Annotated in this window: 15 protein-coding genes and 1 pseudogene; 14 read left to right on the top strand and 2 right to left on the bottom strand. The window is 67.8% G+C overall.

Going from position 1 to position 21,438, the window contains the following annotated elements; translation table 11 throughout:
• Nucleotides 1-204: 204 nt before the first annotated feature.
• Complete coding sequence (locus tag ACWCPQ_RS02590) at nucleotides 205-2,532, top strand: FdhF/YdeP family oxidoreductase (RefSeq protein WP_449893872.1); 2,328 nt, start codon at nucleotides 205-207, stop codon at nucleotides 2,530-2,532.
• A gap of 114 nt (nucleotides 2,533-2,646) precedes the next feature.
• On the opposite strand, the gene ACWCPQ_RS02585 is transcribed toward ACWCPQ_RS02590, so the two are convergent.
• Entirely contained in the window at nucleotides 2,647-8,115 is a 5,469-nt protein-coding gene (locus ACWCPQ_RS02585) for an ATP-binding protein (protein WP_449893870.1), read from the bottom strand.
• A gap of 333 nt (nucleotides 8,116-8,448) precedes the next feature.
• Nucleotides 8,449-9,171: an IclR family transcriptional regulator gene (locus tag ACWCPQ_RS02580; protein WP_449893868.1), complete on the bottom strand. Its 723-nt coding sequence runs from the start codon at nucleotides 9,169-9,171 to the stop codon at nucleotides 8,449-8,451.
• Between the two features lie 129 nt (nucleotides 9,172-9,300).
• Between ACWCPQ_RS02580 and ACWCPQ_RS02575 the strand changes: the two genes are divergently transcribed.
• The 13 genes and pseudogenes from ACWCPQ_RS02575 (at nucleotide 9,301) to ACWCPQ_RS02515 (ending at nucleotide 21,418) form a co-directional block, all read left to right on the top strand.
• Nucleotides 9,301-9,747, top strand: coding sequence for a nuclear transport factor 2 family protein (locus tag ACWCPQ_RS02575; protein ID WP_449893865.1), 447 nt, complete (start codon nucleotides 9,301-9,303; stop codon nucleotides 9,745-9,747).
• 51 nt (nucleotides 9,748-9,798) lie between these two features.
• Nucleotides 9,799-10,635 carry an SDR family NAD(P)-dependent oxidoreductase gene (locus ACWCPQ_RS02570; RefSeq protein WP_449893863.1) on the top strand — a complete coding sequence of 279 codons (837 nt, stop codon included), beginning with the start codon at nucleotides 9,799-9,801 and terminating at the stop codon, nucleotides 10,633-10,635.
• The gene (locus ACWCPQ_RS02565) at nucleotides 10,628-11,407 is read left to right on the top strand and encodes an SDR family NAD(P)-dependent oxidoreductase (protein WP_449893861.1); all 780 of its coding nucleotides are present in this window, start codon (nucleotides 10,628-10,630) and stop codon (nucleotides 11,405-11,407) included. The genes ACWCPQ_RS02570 and ACWCPQ_RS02565 overlap by 8 nt, the downstream gene beginning before the upstream one ends.
• Nucleotides 11,407-12,846: pseudogene (locus ACWCPQ_RS02560) on the top strand (FAD-dependent oxidoreductase). Before ACWCPQ_RS02565 ends, ACWCPQ_RS02560 begins: the two are co-directional and overlap by 1 nt.
• Nucleotides 12,847-12,865: 19 nt before the next feature.
• On the top strand, nucleotides 12,866-14,182 hold the full coding sequence (locus ACWCPQ_RS02555) for an MFS transporter (RefSeq protein WP_449894397.1): 1,317 nt from the start codon (nucleotides 12,866-12,868) through the stop codon (nucleotides 14,180-14,182).
• 84 nt (nucleotides 14,183-14,266) lie between these two features.
• On the top strand, nucleotides 14,267-15,463 hold the full coding sequence (locus ACWCPQ_RS02550) for a homogentisate 1,2-dioxygenase (protein ID WP_449893859.1): 1,197 nt from the start codon (nucleotides 14,267-14,269) through the stop codon (nucleotides 15,461-15,463).
• The gene (locus ACWCPQ_RS02545; protein WP_449893857.1) at nucleotides 15,460-16,323 is read left to right on the top strand and encodes a hypothetical protein; all 864 of its coding nucleotides are present in this window, start codon (nucleotides 15,460-15,462) and stop codon (nucleotides 16,321-16,323) included. The genes ACWCPQ_RS02550 and ACWCPQ_RS02545 overlap by 4 nt, the downstream gene beginning before the upstream one ends.
• Nucleotides 16,320-17,504: a fumarylacetoacetase gene (gene fahA / locus ACWCPQ_RS02540; protein ID WP_449893856.1), complete on the top strand. Its 1,185-nt coding sequence runs from the start codon at nucleotides 16,320-16,322 to the stop codon at nucleotides 17,502-17,504. Before ACWCPQ_RS02545 ends, fahA begins: the two co-directional genes overlap by 4 nt.
• A complete protein-coding gene (locus tag ACWCPQ_RS02535; protein ID WP_449893854.1) occupies nucleotides 17,501-18,259 on the top strand; it encodes a CoA transferase subunit A in 759 nt (252 codons plus the stop codon). The genes fahA and ACWCPQ_RS02535 overlap by 4 nt, the downstream gene beginning before the upstream one ends.
• A complete protein-coding gene (locus ACWCPQ_RS02530) occupies nucleotides 18,256-18,915 on the top strand; it encodes a 3-oxoacid CoA-transferase subunit B (protein ID WP_449893852.1) in 660 nt (219 codons plus the stop codon). The genes ACWCPQ_RS02535 and ACWCPQ_RS02530 overlap by 4 nt, the downstream gene beginning before the upstream one ends.
• 173 nt (nucleotides 18,916-19,088) lie before the next feature.
• Nucleotides 19,089-19,457, top strand: a complete 369-nt coding sequence (locus ACWCPQ_RS02525; protein ID WP_449894395.1) for a hydrogenase maturation nickel metallochaperone HypA/HybF — start codon at nucleotides 19,089-19,091, stop codon at nucleotides 19,455-19,457.
• Nucleotides 19,421-20,281, top strand: coding sequence for a hydrogenase nickel incorporation protein HypB (gene hypB, locus ACWCPQ_RS02520; RefSeq protein ID WP_449893850.1), 861 nt, complete (start codon nucleotides 19,421-19,423; stop codon nucleotides 20,279-20,281). The genes ACWCPQ_RS02525 and hypB overlap by 37 nt, the downstream gene beginning before the upstream one ends.
• Nucleotides 20,282-20,362: 81 nt before the next feature.
• The gene (locus ACWCPQ_RS02515) at nucleotides 20,363-21,418 is read left to right on the top strand and encodes an NADH-quinone oxidoreductase subunit B family protein (RefSeq protein ID WP_449893848.1); all 1,056 of its coding nucleotides are present in this window, start codon (nucleotides 20,363-20,365) and stop codon (nucleotides 21,416-21,418) included.
• The last annotated feature ends 20 nt before the right edge of the window (nucleotides 21,419-21,438 follow it).

The raw sequence follows: 21,438 nt of genomic DNA, 5'->3' as shown, positions 1-21,438 counted from the left end.
TTCGAGCGAGCCCTGACCGGCGGGTTTCACTACCTTGCGCACCGGTCGGGCGGTGGCCGGGAGCCCGGGGTCCGGGGTCCGGCAGGCGTCGTCGTTGTACTCCGGGGATCGTCGGACGACAATGGCGTCGGGATCGGCGACCCCACGGGCCACGTTCCCCCGACGCGTGACGACCGGACTTCGGAACCACCGAGAGGATCTGTCATGACCGACGGCGCAGGTGCAGATCGCCACCGTGACCGGGGCAGTCGCCCCGGAGACGAGGTGCGGGAGCCCGAATTCCGCCCCTACGATCACCCGGCCGCCGGCTGGGGTGCCGCGAAGAGCGTGGCCGGCGTCCTGGCCCGGGAGAAGGAGGGTATCGCGGGTCCGCGTGCGATCCGGAAGATGAACCATGAGGACGGCGGGTTCGATTGTCCCGGTTGCGCGTGGCCCGACGATATGAAGGGCCTGCATCTGGACATCTGCGAGAACGGAATCAAACACGTCACCTGGGAGATGACCCATAAACGGGTGGGCCGGGAGTTCTTCGCCGCGCATACGGTGAGCGAACTCTCGGAGTGGACCGAGAACCGGCTGGAGGATCAGGGCCGGCTCACCGAACCGATGACCTACGATCCCGCCACCGACCGTTATGTCCCCATCAGCTGGGCGGATGCGTTCGAATTGGTCGGCCGGGCGCTGCGGGAACTCGACGACCCGAACCGGGCCGCCTTCTACACCTCGGGGCGCCTCGGGAACGAAGCGACCTTCCTCTACCAACTGCTGGCTCGCGAACTCGGGACCAACAATCTGCCGGACTGCTCCAATATGTGTCACGAGGCGAGTGGGCGGGCGTTGCAAGCGGCGCTGGGCACCGGGAAGGGGACGGCGGATCTCGCGGACTGGGAGACCACCGAAGCCCTGTTCATCCTCGGCGTCAACGCGGCCTCCAACGCGCCGCGAATGCTCACCGCGCTGGTGGAGGCCTATCAGCGCGGCACGCGGATCGTGCATGTCAATCCTCTCGTCGAGGCCGGCGCCCGCCGGGCGATAATCCCGCACGATTTTCTGCATATGGCGACCTTTCGCGCCACGCCGACCAGCACGTTGAACCTGCAACCCCGCATCGGCGGCGATATGGCCCTGCTGCGCGGTATGGCGAAGGCTGTCCTGGAAGAGGCCCGTTCGAACCCGAAAGCCCTCGACAACGAATTCATCGAGCGCTACACCGACGGTTTCGAGAACTATCGGGCAGTCTGCGAAGCGACCCCGTGGAGCGAGATCGAACAGCAATCGGGTGTCGCCGCCTCGGATATCCGCGAGGCCGCGCGAATCTACAGCGAGTCCGACCGCAGCATCTTCAGCTGGTGTCTCGGTATCACCCAGCACGAGCACGGCGTGGACACGGTCCGCGAGATCATCGATCTGCTGCTGTTGCGCGGGAATATCGGTCGCGAAGGCGCGGGCCCGTCGCCGGTGCGCGGTCACAGCAATGTACAGGGCAACCGGACCTGCGGTATCGATCATCGTCCGGCCCCGGCCTTCCTGGACCGGCTGGGCGCGGTGTGCGGAATCGATCCGCCGCGCGAACACGGCCTGGACACCGTGGGCACGATCGAGGCCATGCACGCGGGAGAAGTACGTGTCTTTGTCGGGATGGGTGGTAATTTCGCGCTGGCCGCGCCCGATACCGCCTATACCTTCGACGCGCTGCGTGCCTGCGAACTCACCGTGCAGGTCAGTACGAAGCTCAACCGGAGTCATCTCGTGCACGGAACGCGAGCGCTGATCCTGCCCTGTCTCGGGCGTACGGAAAAGGATCAGCAGCGCGGTGGCCTACAGGCGACCTCGGTGGAGGATTCCATGAGCATGGTGCACCTGTCGGTGGGGATGAAGCGACCCGCTTCACCCCATCTGTTGTCCGAACCGGCGATCATCGCCGGGATGGCGCGGGCCGCCCTGCCCGGTAGCGCGACACCGTGGGAGTCCTATATCGAGGACTACGACCGCATCCGCGACACCATGGCCGAGGTCCTGGACGGTTTCGAGGATTTCAACCGGCGCGTCCGGCTGCCGCTCGGGTTCCGGATCCGCCAGCCCGCGCGTGAACTCGTGTTCCGGACCCCGTCGGGCCGCGCGGAGTTCTCCGCGGCTCCGCTACCCGACCTCGCCCGGGCCGAGGGAACATTGACGCTGGCCACGATACGTTCGCACGATCAGTGGAACACCACGATCTATTCCGACGACGATCGCTATCGGGGGATATCGAACCTGCGCACCCTGATCTTCATGAACACCGAAGACATGGGCGCGCGTGGGCTCCGGCAGTTCGACCGGGTCGATATCATCAGCACCGCCCGCGACGGCAGTACCCGGACGGTACGGAACTATCAGGTCGTTCCGTACGATATCCCGCGCGGTTGCGCGGCCGGATACATGCCGGAGCTGAATGTGTTGTGCGCGATCGGTGATCACAGCACGCAGAGCGATCAGCCGATCATGAAGAACGTATCCGTCACGGTCGAGCGTTCGACCCGATCGGACGCGTGACCACGGTCGCGTCCGGAAAAGCGACGGCCGCGGGTCGTCTCGCGACAGAGCACCGGGTGCCCCGCGCGAAGGCGGGGCACCCGGTGCTCGTTGCGATGCCGTCGGTGACGGCGATCAGACCGACAGTCGTGCCTCGATGGCCTCGATGATGCGCGGCCGCAGTTCAGCGGCGCGGATGACCGCGTCGACCGAACCGACCTCGACCGCCCGGTGGATATCGTGCACGCGGTCGAACTCTGCGGCGACCTCGCCCAGTTTCTCGGTGCGGACCGAGGACCGGAGCTCGTCGAGCTCCGCGGTGAGGGTCGCGCGATCGGTACCGGAGGCGTTCGCGGCGCGGGCCTCCAGATCCCGGACCCGCGGATCGGTCGCGGTGCGTTTGTCGACCTCACCGGCGAAGACCACCGCGGCAGCGGGAGCGCCGCCGAGCACCGAGGCGAACGAGCCCTCGAGCGCGAGCACGGTCATATTCGGGTTCAGCGTCTTGGAGAACACCACGAACGCGCCACCGTGGTACCGGGAGATCACCGTGAACACGATCGGACCCTGGAAGTTGACGATCGCGCGGCCGATCTCGGCGCCGTACTCCAGCTGCAGTTTGCGCATCGACTCCGGGGAGCCGTCGAAGCCCGACAGGTTCGCCAGTACCACCAGCGGCCGGTTGCCGCTGGCCGCGTTGATCGCCCGCGCGGTCTTCTTCGACGACCGCGGGAACAGGGTGCCCGCGGTGTAGGTGTCCGGACCGTCGGTGGCCGGGAAACCGCGCCGCGGCACACCCCGGGACTCGATACCCAGCAGGCATACCGGGATACCGCCCAGGTGCGCGTCCTGGACCACCGAGGTCTCGGCGTCGGCCATCCCCGCCCAGCGTTCCAGCACCTCGTGGTCCTGATCGGCGACCGCCCGCATGACCGTGCGGATATCGAACGGCTTCTTGCGGTCCGGGTTGGCGGCGGCGGAGAAGATCTGGCCGACCGTGGTGAAATCGCTGTCCGCCATGACATGCGGGAAATCGGAGATATCGCGATCCACCGGATCGGTCGTCTGCGCCCGCCGCGGCCCCGACTCCCCGGGAACGACGTAGGTGTGGTCGTAGTGCGACATCAGCACGGCCCGCGCGGCGTGCAGGTTCGGCGCCCAGTACTGCGCCTGACCGTTCGGGCCCATCACCCGGTCGTAGCCGCCGATACCGAAGTTGTCCTCGGCGGAGACACCACCGGAGAAGTCCAGGGCCTGTTTACCGGTGAGCACCATGGCCGAATCCGGGGTCATCACGAGGATGCCCTTGGTGTGCATGAGCATCGTCGCCTCGGCGTTCCAGTACGGCTGGGCGCCGACGTTGATACCCGCGACCACGATATTGATCTCGCCGCCGTCCTGGGTGAATTCGACGATGCGCTTGAGCGCCGCCGCCACCCAGTCCATGTTCTCGGTACCGGAGGTCATCGAGATCCGGGCGCCGGAGGACAGCGCGTACCACTCCAGCGGAACCCGCAGTTTCTCGGCGAGGTCCAGTGCGGCGATCACCCGGCGGCATTCCGGTTCCGACAGCGCGCCCAGCGATTTCGTCGGATCGCCGAGCAGCACCACCCGGGTGACACCCTCGGGGTGCCGTTCGGTCGGGGTGCTGACCACACCGGCGACCATCGCCGCGGTATTGCGGCCCTTGGGCCGATCGACCGGCACCAGCGCGTGCTCGGCGTCGAGGTCGTATTCGGCGAATTCGCCGAGCAGACCGGTCAGCTCGTAGGGATACACCGTGTTACGGCTGCTGGCCCGCAGCACCTTCTGCCGGTAGGCGTCCAGCGGTTCGACCGGATCCTCGGACCGTTCGCCGACGATGAGCTCGGTGCCGCCGGTGGAATCGAAGGAGATCCGCAGTCCCAGTTTGACCAGATCGCCGGTCCGGGCGTCGCGCTGGCGGGCGATCAGCAGGATCTCCTCCAGGCCCGCGCCCGTGGTCGTGGGCCGGACCCGCTCGACGATCGCTTCCAGCTCGCCCCGGGTGATATCGATCGGCGGCCAGACGTACATCACGATGCGGTTGGTCTGCAGTCGCTTGGACGACGGACGACCCGACTGGGCCCGGCGGATGGAGTCCAGGCAGGTGGCGATGGTGCTCTCGGCGGTCGGCAGGGTGACCAGGCGGCCGTCGTGGTCGCGCAGCGCGGTCAGGTCCCGGACCTGGGCGAACGCCACGAGACGTTCATCGGCCGGGTTCTCCTTGGCGACGGCCCGGAACAGGTACACCTCCTCGTTGTCCGAGGACGGCAGCTGGGTGAGATCGAACTTGTGCAGCCGCTTCATCTGCATCCGCTGCGCGATGTAGGGGTGCAGACCGCGGATGAGCCGCTCCTCGTCCAGACCGGTCGAGGAGGGCCGGAAGGTGAAGTGGTGGTGCATGACCGCGTTGGCGCTACCCGCGACAGTGGCGGTGATCCGGTGCACCTGGTTGGACACCGGATGCGCGTTGAGCACCTCCTGCAGGGCCGCCGCCATGGCGTCGAAGTCCTCGGGCTGGTTCTCCCAGGACACGTAGATATCGGCCTCGATCGACGCGGAACCGGTCGACAGTTCGCCCAGCCCGGCCACCACCTGGGGCAGGGAGTCGAAGCTGACCGCTGCCGACACCAGACTCACGCCCTTGCGTTCGGCGACGACGAAGGTGAAACCGCCGGCTTCCCGGGTGCGGACATCGGTGAGGTCCTTGTTGCCGTAGTAGCGGCGGGTCAGCACCTCGAGCATCACCGTGTTGTCGGCGGAGCCGCGCGAGAGACGCTGACCCAGCAGGCGCACCAGCGGCTCGGTGGCGCTCACCATCTCGGCGATCCGGGACTTACGGTCGGCGGAATCGGGGTGCGCGTCGAGGTAGCTGAGGTGTTTACGCGCATCGGTGTACGCGCGGGCCCGGTTGCGGCGCAGAACCGGCTGGCCGTACCAGGCGAACACCAGGCCGCGGGTGAGGTCCGCGATCACCGGGAACCGCACCTGGGTCGCGGCGACGAGCCGCTCCAATGCCAGACCGACGGGTTCACGCAGCACGCGGTCGGGGACCGGTTCGTTCAACCATTCGCGCAGCAGCGCCGAGATGACCTCGACCGTGTCGGCGGGCCGCTGCTGGGCCAGGAAGATCCGGAACACCGCGGCCTCGAGGTCGGCGGTGCGGTCCAGTTCGGTGACGCCGTAGTGGCCGAGGGCCTGGGCGAGCTTCGCGCGGTACGACTCCGGCAGCCCGGCCCGCTCGACGTCGAGGCTCTGCAGATACGTGTGGAAGTATTCGCGGGCGCTGTGGACATGCCCCGGGGTGGGGTCGTCGTCGGAGGACCGGTTGTGGCTCAGCTCGGCCAGGTCGGCGAAGACCTGCACCAGTTCGAGTTCCTCGGCCAGCGGCCGGCGGTTGTCCGTGATTGCCGCCCGGCGGGCGGTGAGGTAGTCGTCGAGCACCCGGCGGTCGTCGTGCGGGTCGACATCGAAGCCCAGCAGCAGACTGCGCAGATCCTGCTGACCACGATTCAACCGCTGATGCGACTGCGGCAGCTCGGGTTCGGCGGGCAGTTCCAGTTCGACCGACGCGGTCGCGCCCGCGGTCTCGGTCTCCTCGCCCTCTTCGGCGAGCGGCTCCAGCCGCAGCAGCGGTGCGCCCGTTTCCACCTGGGTGCCGACCGTGACCGCGCATTCCTTGAGCCGGGCCCGGAACGGTGCGCGCAGCACCGTTTCCATCTTCATGCTCTCCAGCACCAGCACCGGCGCGCCGGCCTCGACCTCGGCGCCGACCTCGAGCGGGGTGGCCACGACCAACGCGGGGGCGGGGGAGCGGACCACGCCGCCCTCGTCCCGGCTGATCCGGTGCGTGACACCGTCGACGTCGACGAGGTGCACGGGGCCGTGGGTACCGGTGATCAGGCGGAAACGCACACCGTTGACCACGAGCTGACCGGTGTGCTGGTCGAAGCGTTCGAGATCGACATCGGCGGTGCGGATATCGGCCCCGGCCTCGATGCCGACCCGGAAGCGGTGCGCGCCGATCCGGGCGACCCGCACCCGGTAGCTCGCGCCGCGCAGTTTGAGGTCGAGCGGGCGGCCGCTGTCGTGCTGGACCTGGGGACGGCCACCGGAGGCGGTGGACAGCAACCGGTGCTGTTCGACCCGCTCCTCCTCCTCGTAGGCGTCGATACCGGCGGCTGCCAGCGCGATGGCCGAGTGCCGGTGCGAGACGAGGCGGCCCTCGCCGCGCACCCGGTCGATCCAGCCGGTGTCGGCGCTGCCGTCGATCACCTCGGGCTGATCCAGCAGATCGAGGACGAAGCTCTTGTTGGTCGCGCCGCCCTCGATGATCACCCGGGTCTCGGTGACCGCGCGGCGGAGCCGGCCCAGCGCTTCGTCGCGGTCACGGCCGTAGGCGATGATCTTGGCGATCATGGAATCGAAATCGGCGGGGATGGTGTCGCCCTCGCTGACGCCGGTATCGACGCGGATACCCGGTCCGGCCGGCAGGTCCAGATGCGCGATACGACCCGGGGACGGGGCGAAATCGCGGTCGGGGTCCTCGGCGTTGAGCCGGGCTTCGACGGCGTGTCCGCGTTCGGCCGGGGGTTCGCCGTCGAGGCGGCCGCCCGAGGCCACGTGCAGCTGGGCGCGCACCAGATCGAAACCGGTGGTGATCTCGGTGATCGGATGCTCGACCTGGAGACGGGTGTTGACCTCCAGGAAGGCGAACAGTTCGTCGCCTGGGTGGTACAGGAACTCGACGGTCGCCGCGCCGCGGTAACCGACCGCGACCGCGAGCCGTTCGGCCGACGCCTTGAGCTCGGCTGCCTGATCGGGCCGCAGGACCGGCGACGCCGATTCCTCGATGACCTTCTGGTTGCGCCGCTGCACCGAGCAGTCGCGCACCCCCAGTGCCCAGGCGGTGCCCTGGCCGTCCGCGATCACCTGCACCTCGACGTGGCGGGCGCCGGTGACCAGCCGTTCGAGGAAGACGATGCCGCTGCCGAAGGCGCGCGCGGCCTCCTGGCTGGTGCGTTCGTAGGCGTCGACGAGCTCGGCCTCGTTGTTGATCACCCGGATACCGCGCCCGCCGCCACCCGCGGTCGCCTTCAGCATGAGCGGGTAGCCGATCTCGGTCGCGGCGGCCACCGCGGCGTCCACGGTTTCCACCGCGCCCCGGCTCCACGGCGCGACCGGTACGCCCACCTCTTCGGCGATCAGCTTTGCGCCGATCTTGTCGCCGAGTTTGCGCATGGCATCGGGGCTGGGCCCGATGAAGGTGACACCGATCTGCTCGCAGAGTTCCGCGAACGCGGGATCCTCGGCCACGAAACCCCAGCCGACCCAGGCGGCGTCGGCGCCGGTGGCGACCAGCGCGCGCTCGAGGGCCTTCAGGTCGAGATAGGGGCGGGCCGACGCCGGGCCGAGGTCGTAGGCGATATCGGCTTCACGGACGAAGGTCGCGGTCCGGTCGACATCGGTGTGCAACGCGATGGTCTGGATCGGCTGCCCGGTTTCGGCTGCCAGATCCCGGACAGCGTGGACAAGGCGCATCGCCGCCTCTCCTCGGTTCACGATGGCGATACGACTGAACACTATCCCTGGCTCCTTCGTCGGTCGGGCACGGTCGCGGGTGAGCCGTTTTCGGCTCTGCTCTGCGTAGTGTGCACCCGCGAGACCACTGTGTGCACAGCGTGCGGGGGCTACTCGCCCGTATTTTCGGCGGGCGGGTCCATCGGCCGGGTCGGAAGTGACCGATGGACCCGGAGAACACTTACCCGAAAGGCATGTCGCAATCCACCGACACGGCGCTACAGCCGCCGATCCAGCGAAATCGCGGCAGCGTCTCGATGGTGCCTCCGCCCTGGTGGCCGGGGTCGGCACCCGCACCCGCGTAGTGCGGGACACGGCCCGGGCCGACGTGTGGAATCAGTGCAGCAGTGTGCCCAGCTGCCGGGCGGCCGCGCGGACCGCGGCGGCGAGTGCGGCCTGGTCGTCGACCTCGAAGACGGAGATGCCGATGGTGGTCTCCGGTTCACCGCGGCGGCGGGGGACCAGGGCCGAGATACCGAACATCGTCGCGATGACCTCGCCGCGGGTGAGGGCATAGCCGCGCTCGCGGGCGGTCTCGACCTCCGGCCGTTCGCCGGGTGCGGCCGGGAGACCGGCCAGTATCGCGAGTCCCGCCGAGCCGCGGTCTATGGGGTGGATCTGGCCCGGCCGGAAGGCGATGTGCACCTGCGCGTTGCGTGGTTCGACCACCAGTAGCGCGCGCACCTCCGTCTCGCTCTCCCGGAGTACCAGGTGGACGGTGGCGCGGGTGCGCTCGGCGAGCTCTTCCATCACTGGCCGCGCGACGGTGCGCAGGTCCTGTTCCACCGGCTCGGCGAGGGTGACCAGTCCCGCCCCGAGGGTGATGCGTTTGTTGTGGTCGCGGCGGCACAGCCGATGCGCCTCCAGGGTGCGGACCAGGCGATGCGCGACCGTGCGGTGCACGCCGACGGTTTCGGCGAGATCGGTGACCGACAGGCCGTGGGGGTGGCGGGCCAGGGCTTCCAGGATCTCCAGGCCGTGGTGCAGCGTTTTCGACATTCCGGAATCGAGCTGTGCCCCGGCGGCGCGCTCGCTCTCTGGGGCGGTGCTGTGGTTCATCGCGTCCTTCTTGACTTTTGTGAGTGGCGACACTTAGCCTTCACTCATATCGCACAGTGAGTGCGATTATCGCACACATGGGCCGGTGGGGGCAAGCAGGGGCTCTGCGATGATGTCGAGGAGAATTCGATGACCACGGTTTCGGTCGGCGATCAGCCGGACGCGGCGACGGTCGCCGCAGTCCACCAGCTGTACGGCTTCCAGAGCGGGCACATCGACAACGGCCGGGCCGCCGAATGGGCGGCCACCTTCACACCGACCGGTGAGTTCCGTTCGCCGAGCTATCCCGAGCCGATCGCCGGGACGGCGGCGCTGACGGAATTCGCGCACGCGTTCGACGAAGCGGCCCGGGTCGCGAACGAGGTGCATCGCCACGTCGTCACGAATATCGCTATCCGGCGGCTGGACTCCTCGACCCTCGAGGTCGGCGCCTACCTGCAGATCATCGCCACCCCGCGGGGTGCGGCCGCGCAACTGGTGCGTATGACGACGATCGAGGACCGCCTCGAACTCGCGGACGGCCGCTGGTCGGTCGCCCGCCGGCGCGTCGCACGTGACGATGCGCCACAGCGATAGGCCGCGGCACCGCCCCGCACGGATTTCCACACGATTTCGGAGGACGAACAGATGAGCACGATCACCGAACAGCCCAACCCCGGGCGCACCGACGCGGCACCGATGACCGCGCACTACCCGGAGATGGCGGGCAAGGTCGCCGTGGTCACCGGGGCGGCCCAGGGGATGGGCGCGGTGTTCGCGGCGGGGCTGGCCACCCGCGGAGTATCGGTGATCGCCGCCGACATCAACGAGGACCAGGTCGTCGCCACCGCCGCGGGGATCGGCGCCGAACTCGCCGCGCATTCGCTCGCGGCGGAACCGGGACGGATCGTGGGGATGCGCGCGGATGTGACGAGCCCGGCCGACCACGAGAAACTCGCCGAACGCGCGGTGGCGGAATTCGGCCGGATCGATTTCTGGATCAACAATGCCGGGATCTTCCCGTTCGCGTTCGCCGAGGACATCTCCGCCGAGCAGATCGGCGCGACCCTGCGGGTGAACGTCGAAGGCGTGCTCTACGGCGCCCAGGCCGCGGCCCGGCACATGGCCCCGGGCAGCGCCATCGTCAACATGTCCTCGGTATCGGCACTGCGCGTACGCAAGGGACGCGGTGCCTACTGCACCTCCAAGGCCGCCGTCGCCCATATGACCGAATCGCTCGCCGTCGAACTGGGCGACAAGGGGATCCGGGTGAACTCCATCGCCCCCGGCTATATCGATACGGCGATGACCCGCTGGGTGCAGGACGATCCCGCCGCGCTCGCACACGCGCTGGAGGTGGTGCCGCTGCATCGTCTCGGCTCACCCGAGGAAGTGTTCGGACCGCTGTTGTTCCTGCTGTCCGACAGCGCCCGCTACATCACCGGGCACAGCATCGCGGTCGACGGCGGTTCCCGCCATGTCTGATCCGACCTATCCCGGCGTCGTCCTGGTCACCGGTGCCGCCGCGGGCATGGGCGCGGCCCATGCCCGGGCGCTGGGCGCGCTCGGAACCCATGTCTGCCTCGCCGATATCGTGGATACCGCCGAACTCGCGGCCGAGATCACCGCCGCCGGCGGCTCGGCGAGCTCACATACCCTCGATGTCGCCGACCAGATGGACTGGACCCGGGTGGTGGACGAGATCGGTTCCCGCCGTGGCGAACTCGGCGGACTGGTCAACAACGCCGGTATTTCGCGCCGACTCGAATTCATGGACACCCCGGACGAGATCTGGGAGCGGACGCTGCGGATCAATCTGTTCGGTCCCTTCTACGGAATGCAGGCGGTGGCACCGCTGATGCGTGACTCCGGCGGCGGTTCCATCGTCAACATCTCCTCGATCTCCGGGCAGATCGGCTATTTCTCACCGGCCTATTCCGCGAGCAAATGGGGACTGACCGGATTGTCGAAATCGGCGGCCGGTGGCCTGGCGAAGTGGGGAATCCGCGTCAACTCGGTGCACCCGGGGCTGGTGGGCACCGCTCTGGTCAGCGGGTCCGGCGGGTTCGTGGAGTCGTCGCTGCGGTCCATCCCGATGGGACGGATGGGCGCGGTCGAGGAGATCACCGATGCCGTTCTGCACCTGCTCTCGGACCGGTCGAGCTATATGACCGGCAGCGAGGTCACCGTCGACGGCGGACTGGTCTCCAACGGCCTCTACCACCGGATCGTGGCGGAGACCGAGGGGAGCCTGTAGTGGACGACGAATTCGACGTGATCGTCATCGGCGGCGGCGGTGCCGGTCTGGCCGCGGCGGTCTCCGCGGCGGAGGACGGCGCCTCGGTGCTGCTGTTCGAATCGGAACGGGAACTGGGCGGATCCACTCAGCTGTCCGCCGGTCTGTTCACGGCCGCGGGCACCAGTGTGCAGCGCGCACTGGGTATCGAGGATTCGGCGGAGAAGTTCTTCCAGCACTACATGGATCTCAACCAGTGGATATTGCGGCCGGGGCTGATCCACACCTTCTGTGCGCAGGCCGCGCCGACCCTGGAATGATTGATCGGCCTCGGGGTGGAGATCCCCGCGGTGGAATCCGGAAACGCCCATCAGCCGGGTCTGGCCCGGGCAGGTGTCGAGGATGTGTGGCGCGCCCACGTGCCGAAGGATCAGGGCTACGGCCTGGTCCAGGCGCTGGACCGCGCCCGCCGCGCCCACGGCGTGGAAGTGGTGCTGAACACCCGGGTGGAAGATCTCCTGGTCGACGCCGGCCGGGTCGTGGGAGTCGTGGCCGACGGTATCGAGATGCGCGGCGCTGCCGTGGTCGTCGCCAGCGGCGGATTCGCGCAGGACGCCACCTTCGTGGACCGCTACTTTCCGGCGTCGCGCACGGCGGGCGAATCGCTGTTCGTCGTCGCCGCGCCGGGCAGCCGGGGTGATCATCTGCGTTTCGGCGCCGGGGTCGGCGCGGCGCTGGCGGGACAGGGCTGGGGCCTGCTCATGCCCACCGTGTACTTCCAGCGCCACCACCACTGGCAGTCCGGATTCCCGCCCGCGTCCCGCCTGTACGTCAACCGGGACGGCCGCCGGTTCATGGACGAGGACGCCCCCTACGCGGTGTCCACCGGGATCCTCGACCGGCAGGGCGGCTACGGCTGGATGATCTTCGACGAGAAAGCCCGGGTGGGGCTTCCGGCCGGTTACACCGACTGGACTCCCGACCGGGTCGAAGAGGAGGTCGCCGCCGGGCGTACCGCCCGGGCCGCCACCTGGGACGAACTGGCCACGGCGATCGATGTGCCCGCGGCAGCGCTGGCAGCGAGCGTCGACCGGTGGAACACCCAGCTGCCCGCCGGCACCGACGACGATTTCCGCCGCCACACCTCGCTCGCTGCCAAGCACAGCGAGACGAATCTCGAACCGATCGGCGAGGCGCCGTTCTACGCGGCACGAATTCTGCCGGCCGAACTCGTCTGTACCCATACGGGTCTCGAAATCGATTCGACCGCAGCCGTTCTCGATTCCGCCGGATGCCCCGTTCCCGGGCTGTTCGCGGCGGGCGAGGCCGGCGGCGGAGTCCTCGGACTCCGCTATGTGGGTGGCGGCAACGCCGTCGCCAACGCATTGACTATGGGGCGCATCGCCGGTCGCGCGGCCGCGGCCGAGTCGCTCTCTCGCACGAAAGCACAAGGTAACTGACATGTTGGGAAACGAGCTGATGCCCGAAGAAGCGCACCGCTCCGCTTCGGCCGACACCGGAACCGGCGGCCAGTCGTCGGTGAAGGTCGTCCGGGCTGCCATCGTCGGTACTGTTGTCGAGTACTACGACTTCGGTATCTACGGGTATATGGCGACCGTCGTGGCCACCCTGTTCTTCGTGTCCGAGAACGAAACTGCCGCGCTGCTGGGCACCTTCGCCGCGTTCGCGGTGGCGTTCTTCCTGCGGGTGCCGGGCGGGATCTTCTTCGGGCACATCGGTGACCGGTACGGTCGCAAGAGCGCACTGTCGTGGACCATCCTGCTGATGGTGATCGCCACGGTATTGATGGGGTTGATGCCGACCTACGTCACGCTGGGTGTCTGGGCGACCGCCGCGCTGGTACTCGCACGGTGTCTGCAGGGTTTCGCGGCCGGCGGTGAACTCGGTGGCGCGAACGCGTTCGTCTCCGAGTCGGCGCCGCGGCGCTGGCGCGCGACACAGACTTCGATGGTGAACTCCGGTACCTACCTCGGGTCGCTCGTCGCCTCCCTGGTCGCGCTCACGCTGACCTCGGTGTTCTCCGAGGAGACCATCCTGTCCTGGGCATGGCGTATCCCGTTCCTGCTCAGTGTGGTGATCGGTGTCGTCGGCATCTGGATCCGTAACCATATGGAGGACACCCCGCAGTTCGAGGAACTCGCCGAGAAGGGCGAGACCAAGAAACTGCCGGTCATGGAACTGCTGCGCACCTCCGGTGGCTCGGTGGTCAAGATCGTCTTCCTGGGTGCGCTCATCACCGGCGGGTACTACATCGCCTCGGTGTACGCCGCGACCTATCTGCAGACCGCGGGCGGTCATTCCTCGACCCTGGCCTTCCTGTCCACCTCGCTCGCACTGGTGCTCGGTGTGATCACCCTGCCGATCGCGGGCTACCTCGCCGATACCTACGGCCGGAAACCGGTGCTGTTCTGGGGCAGTCTCGCCGCGGCGGTGCTCGGCCTGCCGATGTTCGTGCTCATGGCCGGGGCGGGCGCCTGGCAGGCGGTGGTCGGCCAGTCGGTGCTGTTCATCTGCGTCTCGGTGGTCAACGGCGCGTCGTATGTGACCTATGTGGAGATGCTGAAGGCCTCGGTGCGCTACAGCGGTCTGGCGCTGGGCAACAACATCACCAATATGTTGCTCGGTGGCACCGCGCCCTTCATCGCCACCTGGCTCATCGACGCGACCGGCAACTCGCTGGCGCCCGCCGGCTACTTCGTGTTCTGCGCCCTGCTCACACTGGGCACCGTCTTCTTCGTCGAAGAGACCAAAGGTATCGAACTACGGGTGGACTGATCACCCGGGCGCCGCGCGGGACCCCGCGCGGCGCCCGCGTGCCACCCCTTCTCATTCGCATTGATTTCCACGAGGAGGCAGGTCATGGCGTACTACCGCCAACTCGGCAACGTTCCGCCGAAACGCCACACCCAGCATCGCGACGACAGCGGCCGGCTCTACTACGAGGAGTTGATGGGCGAGGAAGGTTTCTCCTCGGATTCCTCGCTGCTCTACCACCGCGGTATTCCGTCGGCGATCTCCGGCTCGAGTATCTGGGAGGTCCCCGACCAGACCACCACCCCGAACCATCCCCTCGAACCGCGGCATCTGAAACTGCACGAGCTGTTCCCGGCCGACTCGTGGGCCGATACCGATGTCGTCACCGGCCGCCGGCTGCTGCTGGGCAACGCCGATGTGCGTATCTCCTATGTGGTGGCCGCCGAGGAGTCGCCGCTGTACCGCAACGCCCTCGGTGACGAGATCGTCTACGTCGAATCCGGTGCGGCCCGGGTGGAGACGGTGTTCGGGGCGCTCGCGGTCCGGCGCGGTGACTACGTGGTGATCCCGACTTCCACCACGCACCGCTGGATCCCGCTGGGGGATGAGCCGCTGCGCGCGTACGCGATCGAAGCGAGCGGCCATATTGCGCCGCCCAAACGCTACCTCTCGCGGTTCGGGCAGCTCCTGGAGAACGCGCCCTACTGCGAACGCGATCTGCACGGGCCCGACGAGGTACTGCTCGCCGCGGGGACCGATATCGAGGTACTGGTCAAACACCGCACCTCGCGCGGCATCGTCGGCACCCGGATGACCTATCCGCGCCATCCGTTCGATGTGGTCGGCTGGGACGGCTGCCTGTATCCGTACACCTTCAACATCGACGATTTCGAGCCGATCACCGGTCGCGTCCATCAACCGCCGCCGGTCCACCAGGCGTTCGAGGGCCACGGCTTCGTGGTGTGCAATTTCGTGCCCCGCAAGGTCGACTACCACCCGCTGGCCGTCCCGGTCCCGTACTACCACTCCAATGTCGACTCCGACGAGGTCATGTTCTACTGCGGCGGAGACTACGAGGCGCGCAAGGGTTCCGGGATCGGCCTCGGCTCGGTATCGGTACATCCGGGCGGGCACGCGCACGGACCGCAGCCGGGCGGGATGGAACGTTCGCTCGGTCTCGAATACGTCGAGGAGACCGCGGTCATGGTGGACACCTTCGCGCCGCTGGAACTGGGTGAAGGCGCGCTCGCGTGCGAGGACCCGGGGTACGCGTGGTCGTGGCTGGGGGAGGCGAGCGCGTGATCCCCGCCCTCCTGCGTGGGCTCTGCGACGATGCGGCGCTCTTTCCGCCCGGGAACGCACCACTGCCCGAGGCGCTGGCCGCCCACGCTCGCTATCGGAACAGCGATTTCGCCGCGCTGGTCGGTCCGCTGATCTTCCCGATCCCGCGACTGGCCGAGCTGGCGGCCGCGGAACCCGGCCCGCTCACCGTCGTCTGCACAGCACCGACGGGACCGCAGAGTGTCGCGCGGGCCCTGGACACGGTCGCGGCGATCGACGGGCTCACCGTCACGGGCCTGGAGATCGCTGTCCCGGAACAGCTGTCGGCACCCGAATTCTTCGCGGCCACCGAAGCATTCGCCGCCCGCACCGCCGGGCTGGAGGTGTACGTCGAGGTGCCACGGGACGATCGGCGCCCGGAATTCCTGGCGCGGCTCGCCGGTTCGCGCTACGCGGCGAAGTTCCGCACCGGCGGGACGGTGGCCGAAGCCTATCCGGACGAGCGGGAACTCGCGGGGGCGTTGCGGTCGGCCGTCGCCGCCGGAATCCCGTTCAAAGCGACCGCCGGGCTGCACCACGCGATACGCAATACCGACCCCGCCACCGGATTCGAGCAGCACGGTTTCCTCAATCTGCTGCTCGCGACGCATCTGGCGCTCGCGGGCGCCGATACCGGCGCGCTGGAAGCGGTACTGGCGAACCGGAACGGAGCCGCTGTCGCCGCCGAGCTGGCCGCGCTGGGCGAGGCCGAGGAGAAAGCCGTGCGGGCCGCGTTCCGTTCCTTCGGCACCTGCAGTATCGCCGACCCGCTCACCGAATCGGTGGATCTGAATCTGCTCCCGGCCGCCTTGCGGCCTGTCCCCGAAAGTCCTACTTCATGACCGTCATCGATATCCCCGCCGACTCCCCGTTCGGGATCGACAACCTGCCCTACGGCGTGTTCTCCACCGCCGGAACCGCACCGCGAGTCGGTGTCCGGGTCGCCGACAAGATCGTCGACCTGGCCGCCGCGCTCGGCGACGAGGTTTTCGCACACCCCACACTCAACGATTTCATGGCCCTCGGCCCACAGGCGTGGGCGGACGCCCGGGCCCGCATCGCCGAAGCGGTCCGGGGCGAGCTACCGGCCACCGCCGTGATCGACCTCGCCGATGCCACGATGCACCTGCCCGTCGAGGTCGCCGACTATGTGGACTTCTACGCATCCGAACAACACGCCACCAATCTGGGCCGGCTGTTCCGGCCCGACGCGGCGCCGCTCATGCCGAACTGGAAGCATCTGCCCGTCGGATACCACGGCCGGGCCGGCACCGTGATCGTGTCCGGAACCGATATCGTCCGCCCTTGCGGCCAACGGAAACCACCCGCCGACCCGGTGCCGTCGTTCGGGCCCTCCCAGCGTCTCGATATCGAAGCCGAAATCGGTTTCGTCGTCGGTGTCCCGTCCGAGCCCGGTACGGCCGTCACCCCGGACGAATTCGCCGAGCACGTCTTCGGCGTCGTGGTGGTCAACGACTGGTCGGCCCGCGATATCCAGGCCTGGGAGTACGTACCGCTGGGGCCCTTCCTCGGGAAGAGTTTCGCGACCTCGATCTCGCCGTGGGTCGTGCCGCTGGCCGCCCTCGAAACCGCCCGGGTCGATACCCCGGTCCAGGATCCGGAACCGCTGCCCTACCTGCGGGGCAACGAGAAATGGGGTCTGGACATCGAACTGACCGTCGAATGGAACGGGCACGTGGTGTCCCGCCCGCCCTACGCACAGATGTACTGGTCGCCCGCGCAGATGCTCGCCCACACCACGATCAACGGCGCCGCGGCGCGTACCGGCGACCTGTTCGCTTCCGGCACCGTCTCCGGTGAGCGAAAAGACCAGCGCGGGGCGTTCATCGAACTCACCTGGGGTGGGACCGAACCCGTCGAGGTCGGCGGTGAGAACCGGACCTTCCTCGAAGACGGTGACGAGATCGCCATAGCGGCCACCGCACCCGGACCCGGCGGCGCCCGGATCGGCTTCGGTGAGGTCCGCGGCCGGATCCGGCCCGCTGAGCAGGCCGCCCGATGAGCGCGAAGGTGGCGGCATCGGCCGCCGCGGCCGTGGCCGATATCGGAAACGGCGCGACACTGGCCGTCGGCGGTTTCGGTCTCTGCGGTATCCCCGACGCGTTGATCGCCGCGATCGCCGCGGGTCCGGCGACCGGGTTCGAGGTCTACTCGAACAACTGCGGTGTCGACGACTACGGACTCGGCATCCTGCTCTCGGGCAAACGGATCGCGCGAGTCACCGCGTCCTACGTGGGAGAGAACAAAGAGTTCGCCCGGCAGTATCTGGCCGGGGAACTCGAAGTCGAACTCACTCCGCAGGGCACCCTGGCCGAACGGTTACGAGCCGGCGGCGCCGGAATACCGGCCTTCTACACACCGGCCGGCGTGGGCACCCCGATCAGCGAGGGTGGGCTGCCGTGGCGGTACCGGTCCGACGGATCGGTGGCGGTGGCCTCGCCACCCAAGGAAGTGCGCGAATTCCGCGGTCGACGCTTCGTCCTGGAGGAGGCGATCCGCGCCGATTTCGCGCTGGTGCACGCTGTCACGGGTGATACCGAGGGAAATCTGGTGTTCGACAAGACCGCGATGAACTTCAACCCGCTCGCGGCCATGGCCGGGAAAGTGACCATCGCCCAGGTGGAGCGACTCGTCGAACCCGGTGCACTGGATCCCTCGCAGATCCATCTGCCCGGTGTGTTCGTCCAGCGGATCGTCTGCACCGGGCCGCAGGACAAGCGGATCGAGAAACGGACCGTGCAGGAGGCAACAGTATGAGCTGGACCCGGCAGCAGATGGCGCGACGGGCCGCGGCGGAGATGCGTCCCGGCGAATACGTGAACCTGGGTATCGGTCTGCCGACGCTGATTCCGAACCATCTACCGCCCGAGGTGCGGGTCGTCCTGCACTCGGAGAACGGGATCCTCGGGACCGGGCCCTATCCCACCGTGGATGCGGTCGATCCCGACCTGATCAATGCGGGAAAGGAAACCGTGACGGTCGATGCCGGTGCGGCCTTCTTCGATTCGGCGTTGTCGTTCGCCATGATCCGCGGCGGGCACATCGACACCGCTGTCCTCGGGGGGATGCAGGTCTCGCGCACGGGCGACCTCGCGAACTGGATGGTTCCGGGAAAGATGGTCAAGGGAATGGGCGGTGCCATGGATCTGGTGCACGGCGCCCGCCGTGTCATCGTCCTCATGGAACACACCGACCGCGCGGGCGGGGCCAAGATCGTCGAGAAATGCACCCTGCCGCTGACCGGCCAGGGGGTGGTGCAGCGGATCATCACCGACCTCGCCGTGATCGATATCGACGACGGCACGCTCCGGCTGCGCGAACTCGCGCCCGATGTGGCCGTCGAACAGGTACGAGCGGCCACCGATTCCGATCTCGTTGTCGATCTCGTCGCCGGTGCGGGTCACCAGGGGTGACGGTGCCGGCAGGCGGACGCCGGGTGGCGGGGTCGTGACCTGCCGGGCTTCGGGACGATCTCGATGGCGGTTGCGGAGTGATGCTTCCGAGACGAGCGGCCCGCCGCGACGGCGCCTCCGGACGGTCCGGCCGGAGTAGCATCCAGGTATCCCCTCGACGAGTCGAGAGCGTGATGCACGAACTCGCGATTGCGCAGAGTGTCATCGACGCCGTGTGTGACCACGCGGCGGGGCGTGCGGTGTATCGCGTGGCTGTCGATGTGGGGGTGTTGACCGCCGTTGTACCCGATGCCCTGCGATTCGCTTTCGAGATCGCGGCCGAGGGCACCGTCGCCGACGGCGCCAAGCTGGATATCCGGTGCGTACCGGGTGCGGCGCATTGCCGCGACTGCGGTGCGGACTTCTCCGTCACCGATCTGTTCCTGCTCTGCGCGTGCGGAAGCGCGGATGTGGAGATAGGAGCGGGTCGAGACCTGCGGATCCGGTCGATGGAAGTGAGCCGAGAATGTGCGCAACCTGCGGATGTGGAAACGACACGGTAGGGGTGATCACGGTCGGGCGCGACGGAACGGCCGATCGAGAACACGAACACGGCCGGGACGAGCCGCCGCACTCCCACGAGCACTCCCACGAGCACACGCACGAGCACGGCGGTGCGGATGCTCGCACCCGTACCTCGGCGACCGAGACGGTATCGCTCGAGCAGAAGGTGCTCGCGAAGAACGACCACCTCGCCCAGCACAACCGGGAGTGGCTGCGCGGCCGTGGGATCGTGGCGCTGAATATGACCAGCTCCCCGGGCGCCGGGAAGACCAGCCTGCTCGAACAGACGATTCGCGCCCTGTCCGATGTCCCGATCGCCGTGATCGAAGGTGATCAGGAAACCCAGCGTGATGCCGAGCGGATCGCGGCGACCGGCGCGCGGGCGGCGCAGGTCAATACCGGGGCCGGTTGTCATCTGGATGCCGATATGACCATGCGGGCGTTGCGTGCGCTGGATCCCGCGCCCGGCACCCTGCTGTTCATCGAGAACGTGGGCAATCTCGTCTGCCCGGCGCTGTTCGATCTCGGTGAGGACCGGAAGGTGGTGATGATCTCGGTGACCGAGGGGACGGACAAACCGCTGAAGTACCCGCATATGTTCGCCGCTGCCGGTCTGGTGCTGGTGAACAAGATCGATCTGCTGCCCTACGTCGATTTCGATCTCGGCGCGTGTACCGCGTACGCGCGTGCGGTGAACCCGGGTGTCGAGGTCGTTCCGGTCTCGGTCACCGCGGGCGAAGGGCTCGACCGCTGGTACGAATGGCTCGTGGACCGGCGCCGGGCGGTCGCCACGAGCCTTGAGGGTGCGGGTAACCCCGTCTAGACTGTTGTGATCAGAGTCACAATCCGTGGTCTATGAGCCGGAACGGCCAGTCCCCGCTTCGACTCCGGAAGGTGGCAGCCTATGCCTACCCAGGAAGCGGTCCGAGCTGAAGAAACTGTGATCCATGTGCTGTGGATCAATGCCGGCCTCAGTTGCGACGGTGATTCGGTGGCGTTGACCGCCGCCACCCAGCCCAGTGTCGAGGAGATCGCGCTCGGCGCCCTCCCCGGACTGCCGAAAATCGCCGTGCACTGGCCGCTGATCGATTTCGAATGCGGCCCCGCCGGTGGCGCCGACGATTTCCTCGAATGGTTCTTCAAGGCCGATCGCGGAGAACTCGACCCCTTCGTGCTGGTGGTGGAAGGGTCGATACCCAACGAACAACTCCACGAGGACGGCTATTGGTGCGGATTCGGCAACGATCCGGCGACCGGTCAGCCGATGACGACCAGCGAATGGCTGGATCGACTCACCCCGAAGGCCACCGCGGTGGTCGCGGTCGGGACCTGTGCGACCTATGGCGGCATCCACGCCATGTCCGGTAACCCGACCGGCGCCATGGGGGTGCCCGATTATCTCGGCTGGGATTGGAAGAGCAAAGCCGGAATCCCGATCGTATGTGTACCCGGCTGCCCGATCCAGCCCGACAATCTGTCCGAGACGCTGACCTATCTGCTCTACATGGCCACCGATCAGGCGCCGATGATCCCGCTGGACGAGGCATTGCGGCCACGATGGCTTTTCGGCGCCACCGTGCACGAGGGCTGCGATCGCGCCGGATACTACGAGCAGGGTGAGTTCGCGACCGAATACGGTTCGCCGAAATGCATAGTGAAACTCGGCTGCTGGGGACCGGTCGTCAAATGCAATGTGCCCAAACGTGGCTGGATCAACGGTGTGGGCGGCTGCCCGAACGTGGGCGGTATCTGTATCGGCTGCACCATGCCGGGATTCCCCGACAAATTCATGCCGTTCATGGACGAACCGCCGGGTGGCAAACTCTCGTCGAGCGCGTCCGGCCTGTACGGCTCGGTGGTCCGCAGCCTGCGCCATATCACCGGCCGGACCGTCGACAAGGAGCCGCGCTGGCGGCATCGCGGACGAAAGCTGGAAACCGGCGCCACCCGCACCTGGTAGTGCGATACTGCGATACCTTC

This window comes from Nocardia sp. NPDC001965 (assembly GCF_053594175.1).
This window is presented reverse-complemented; position numbering and strand designations above follow the sequence as displayed.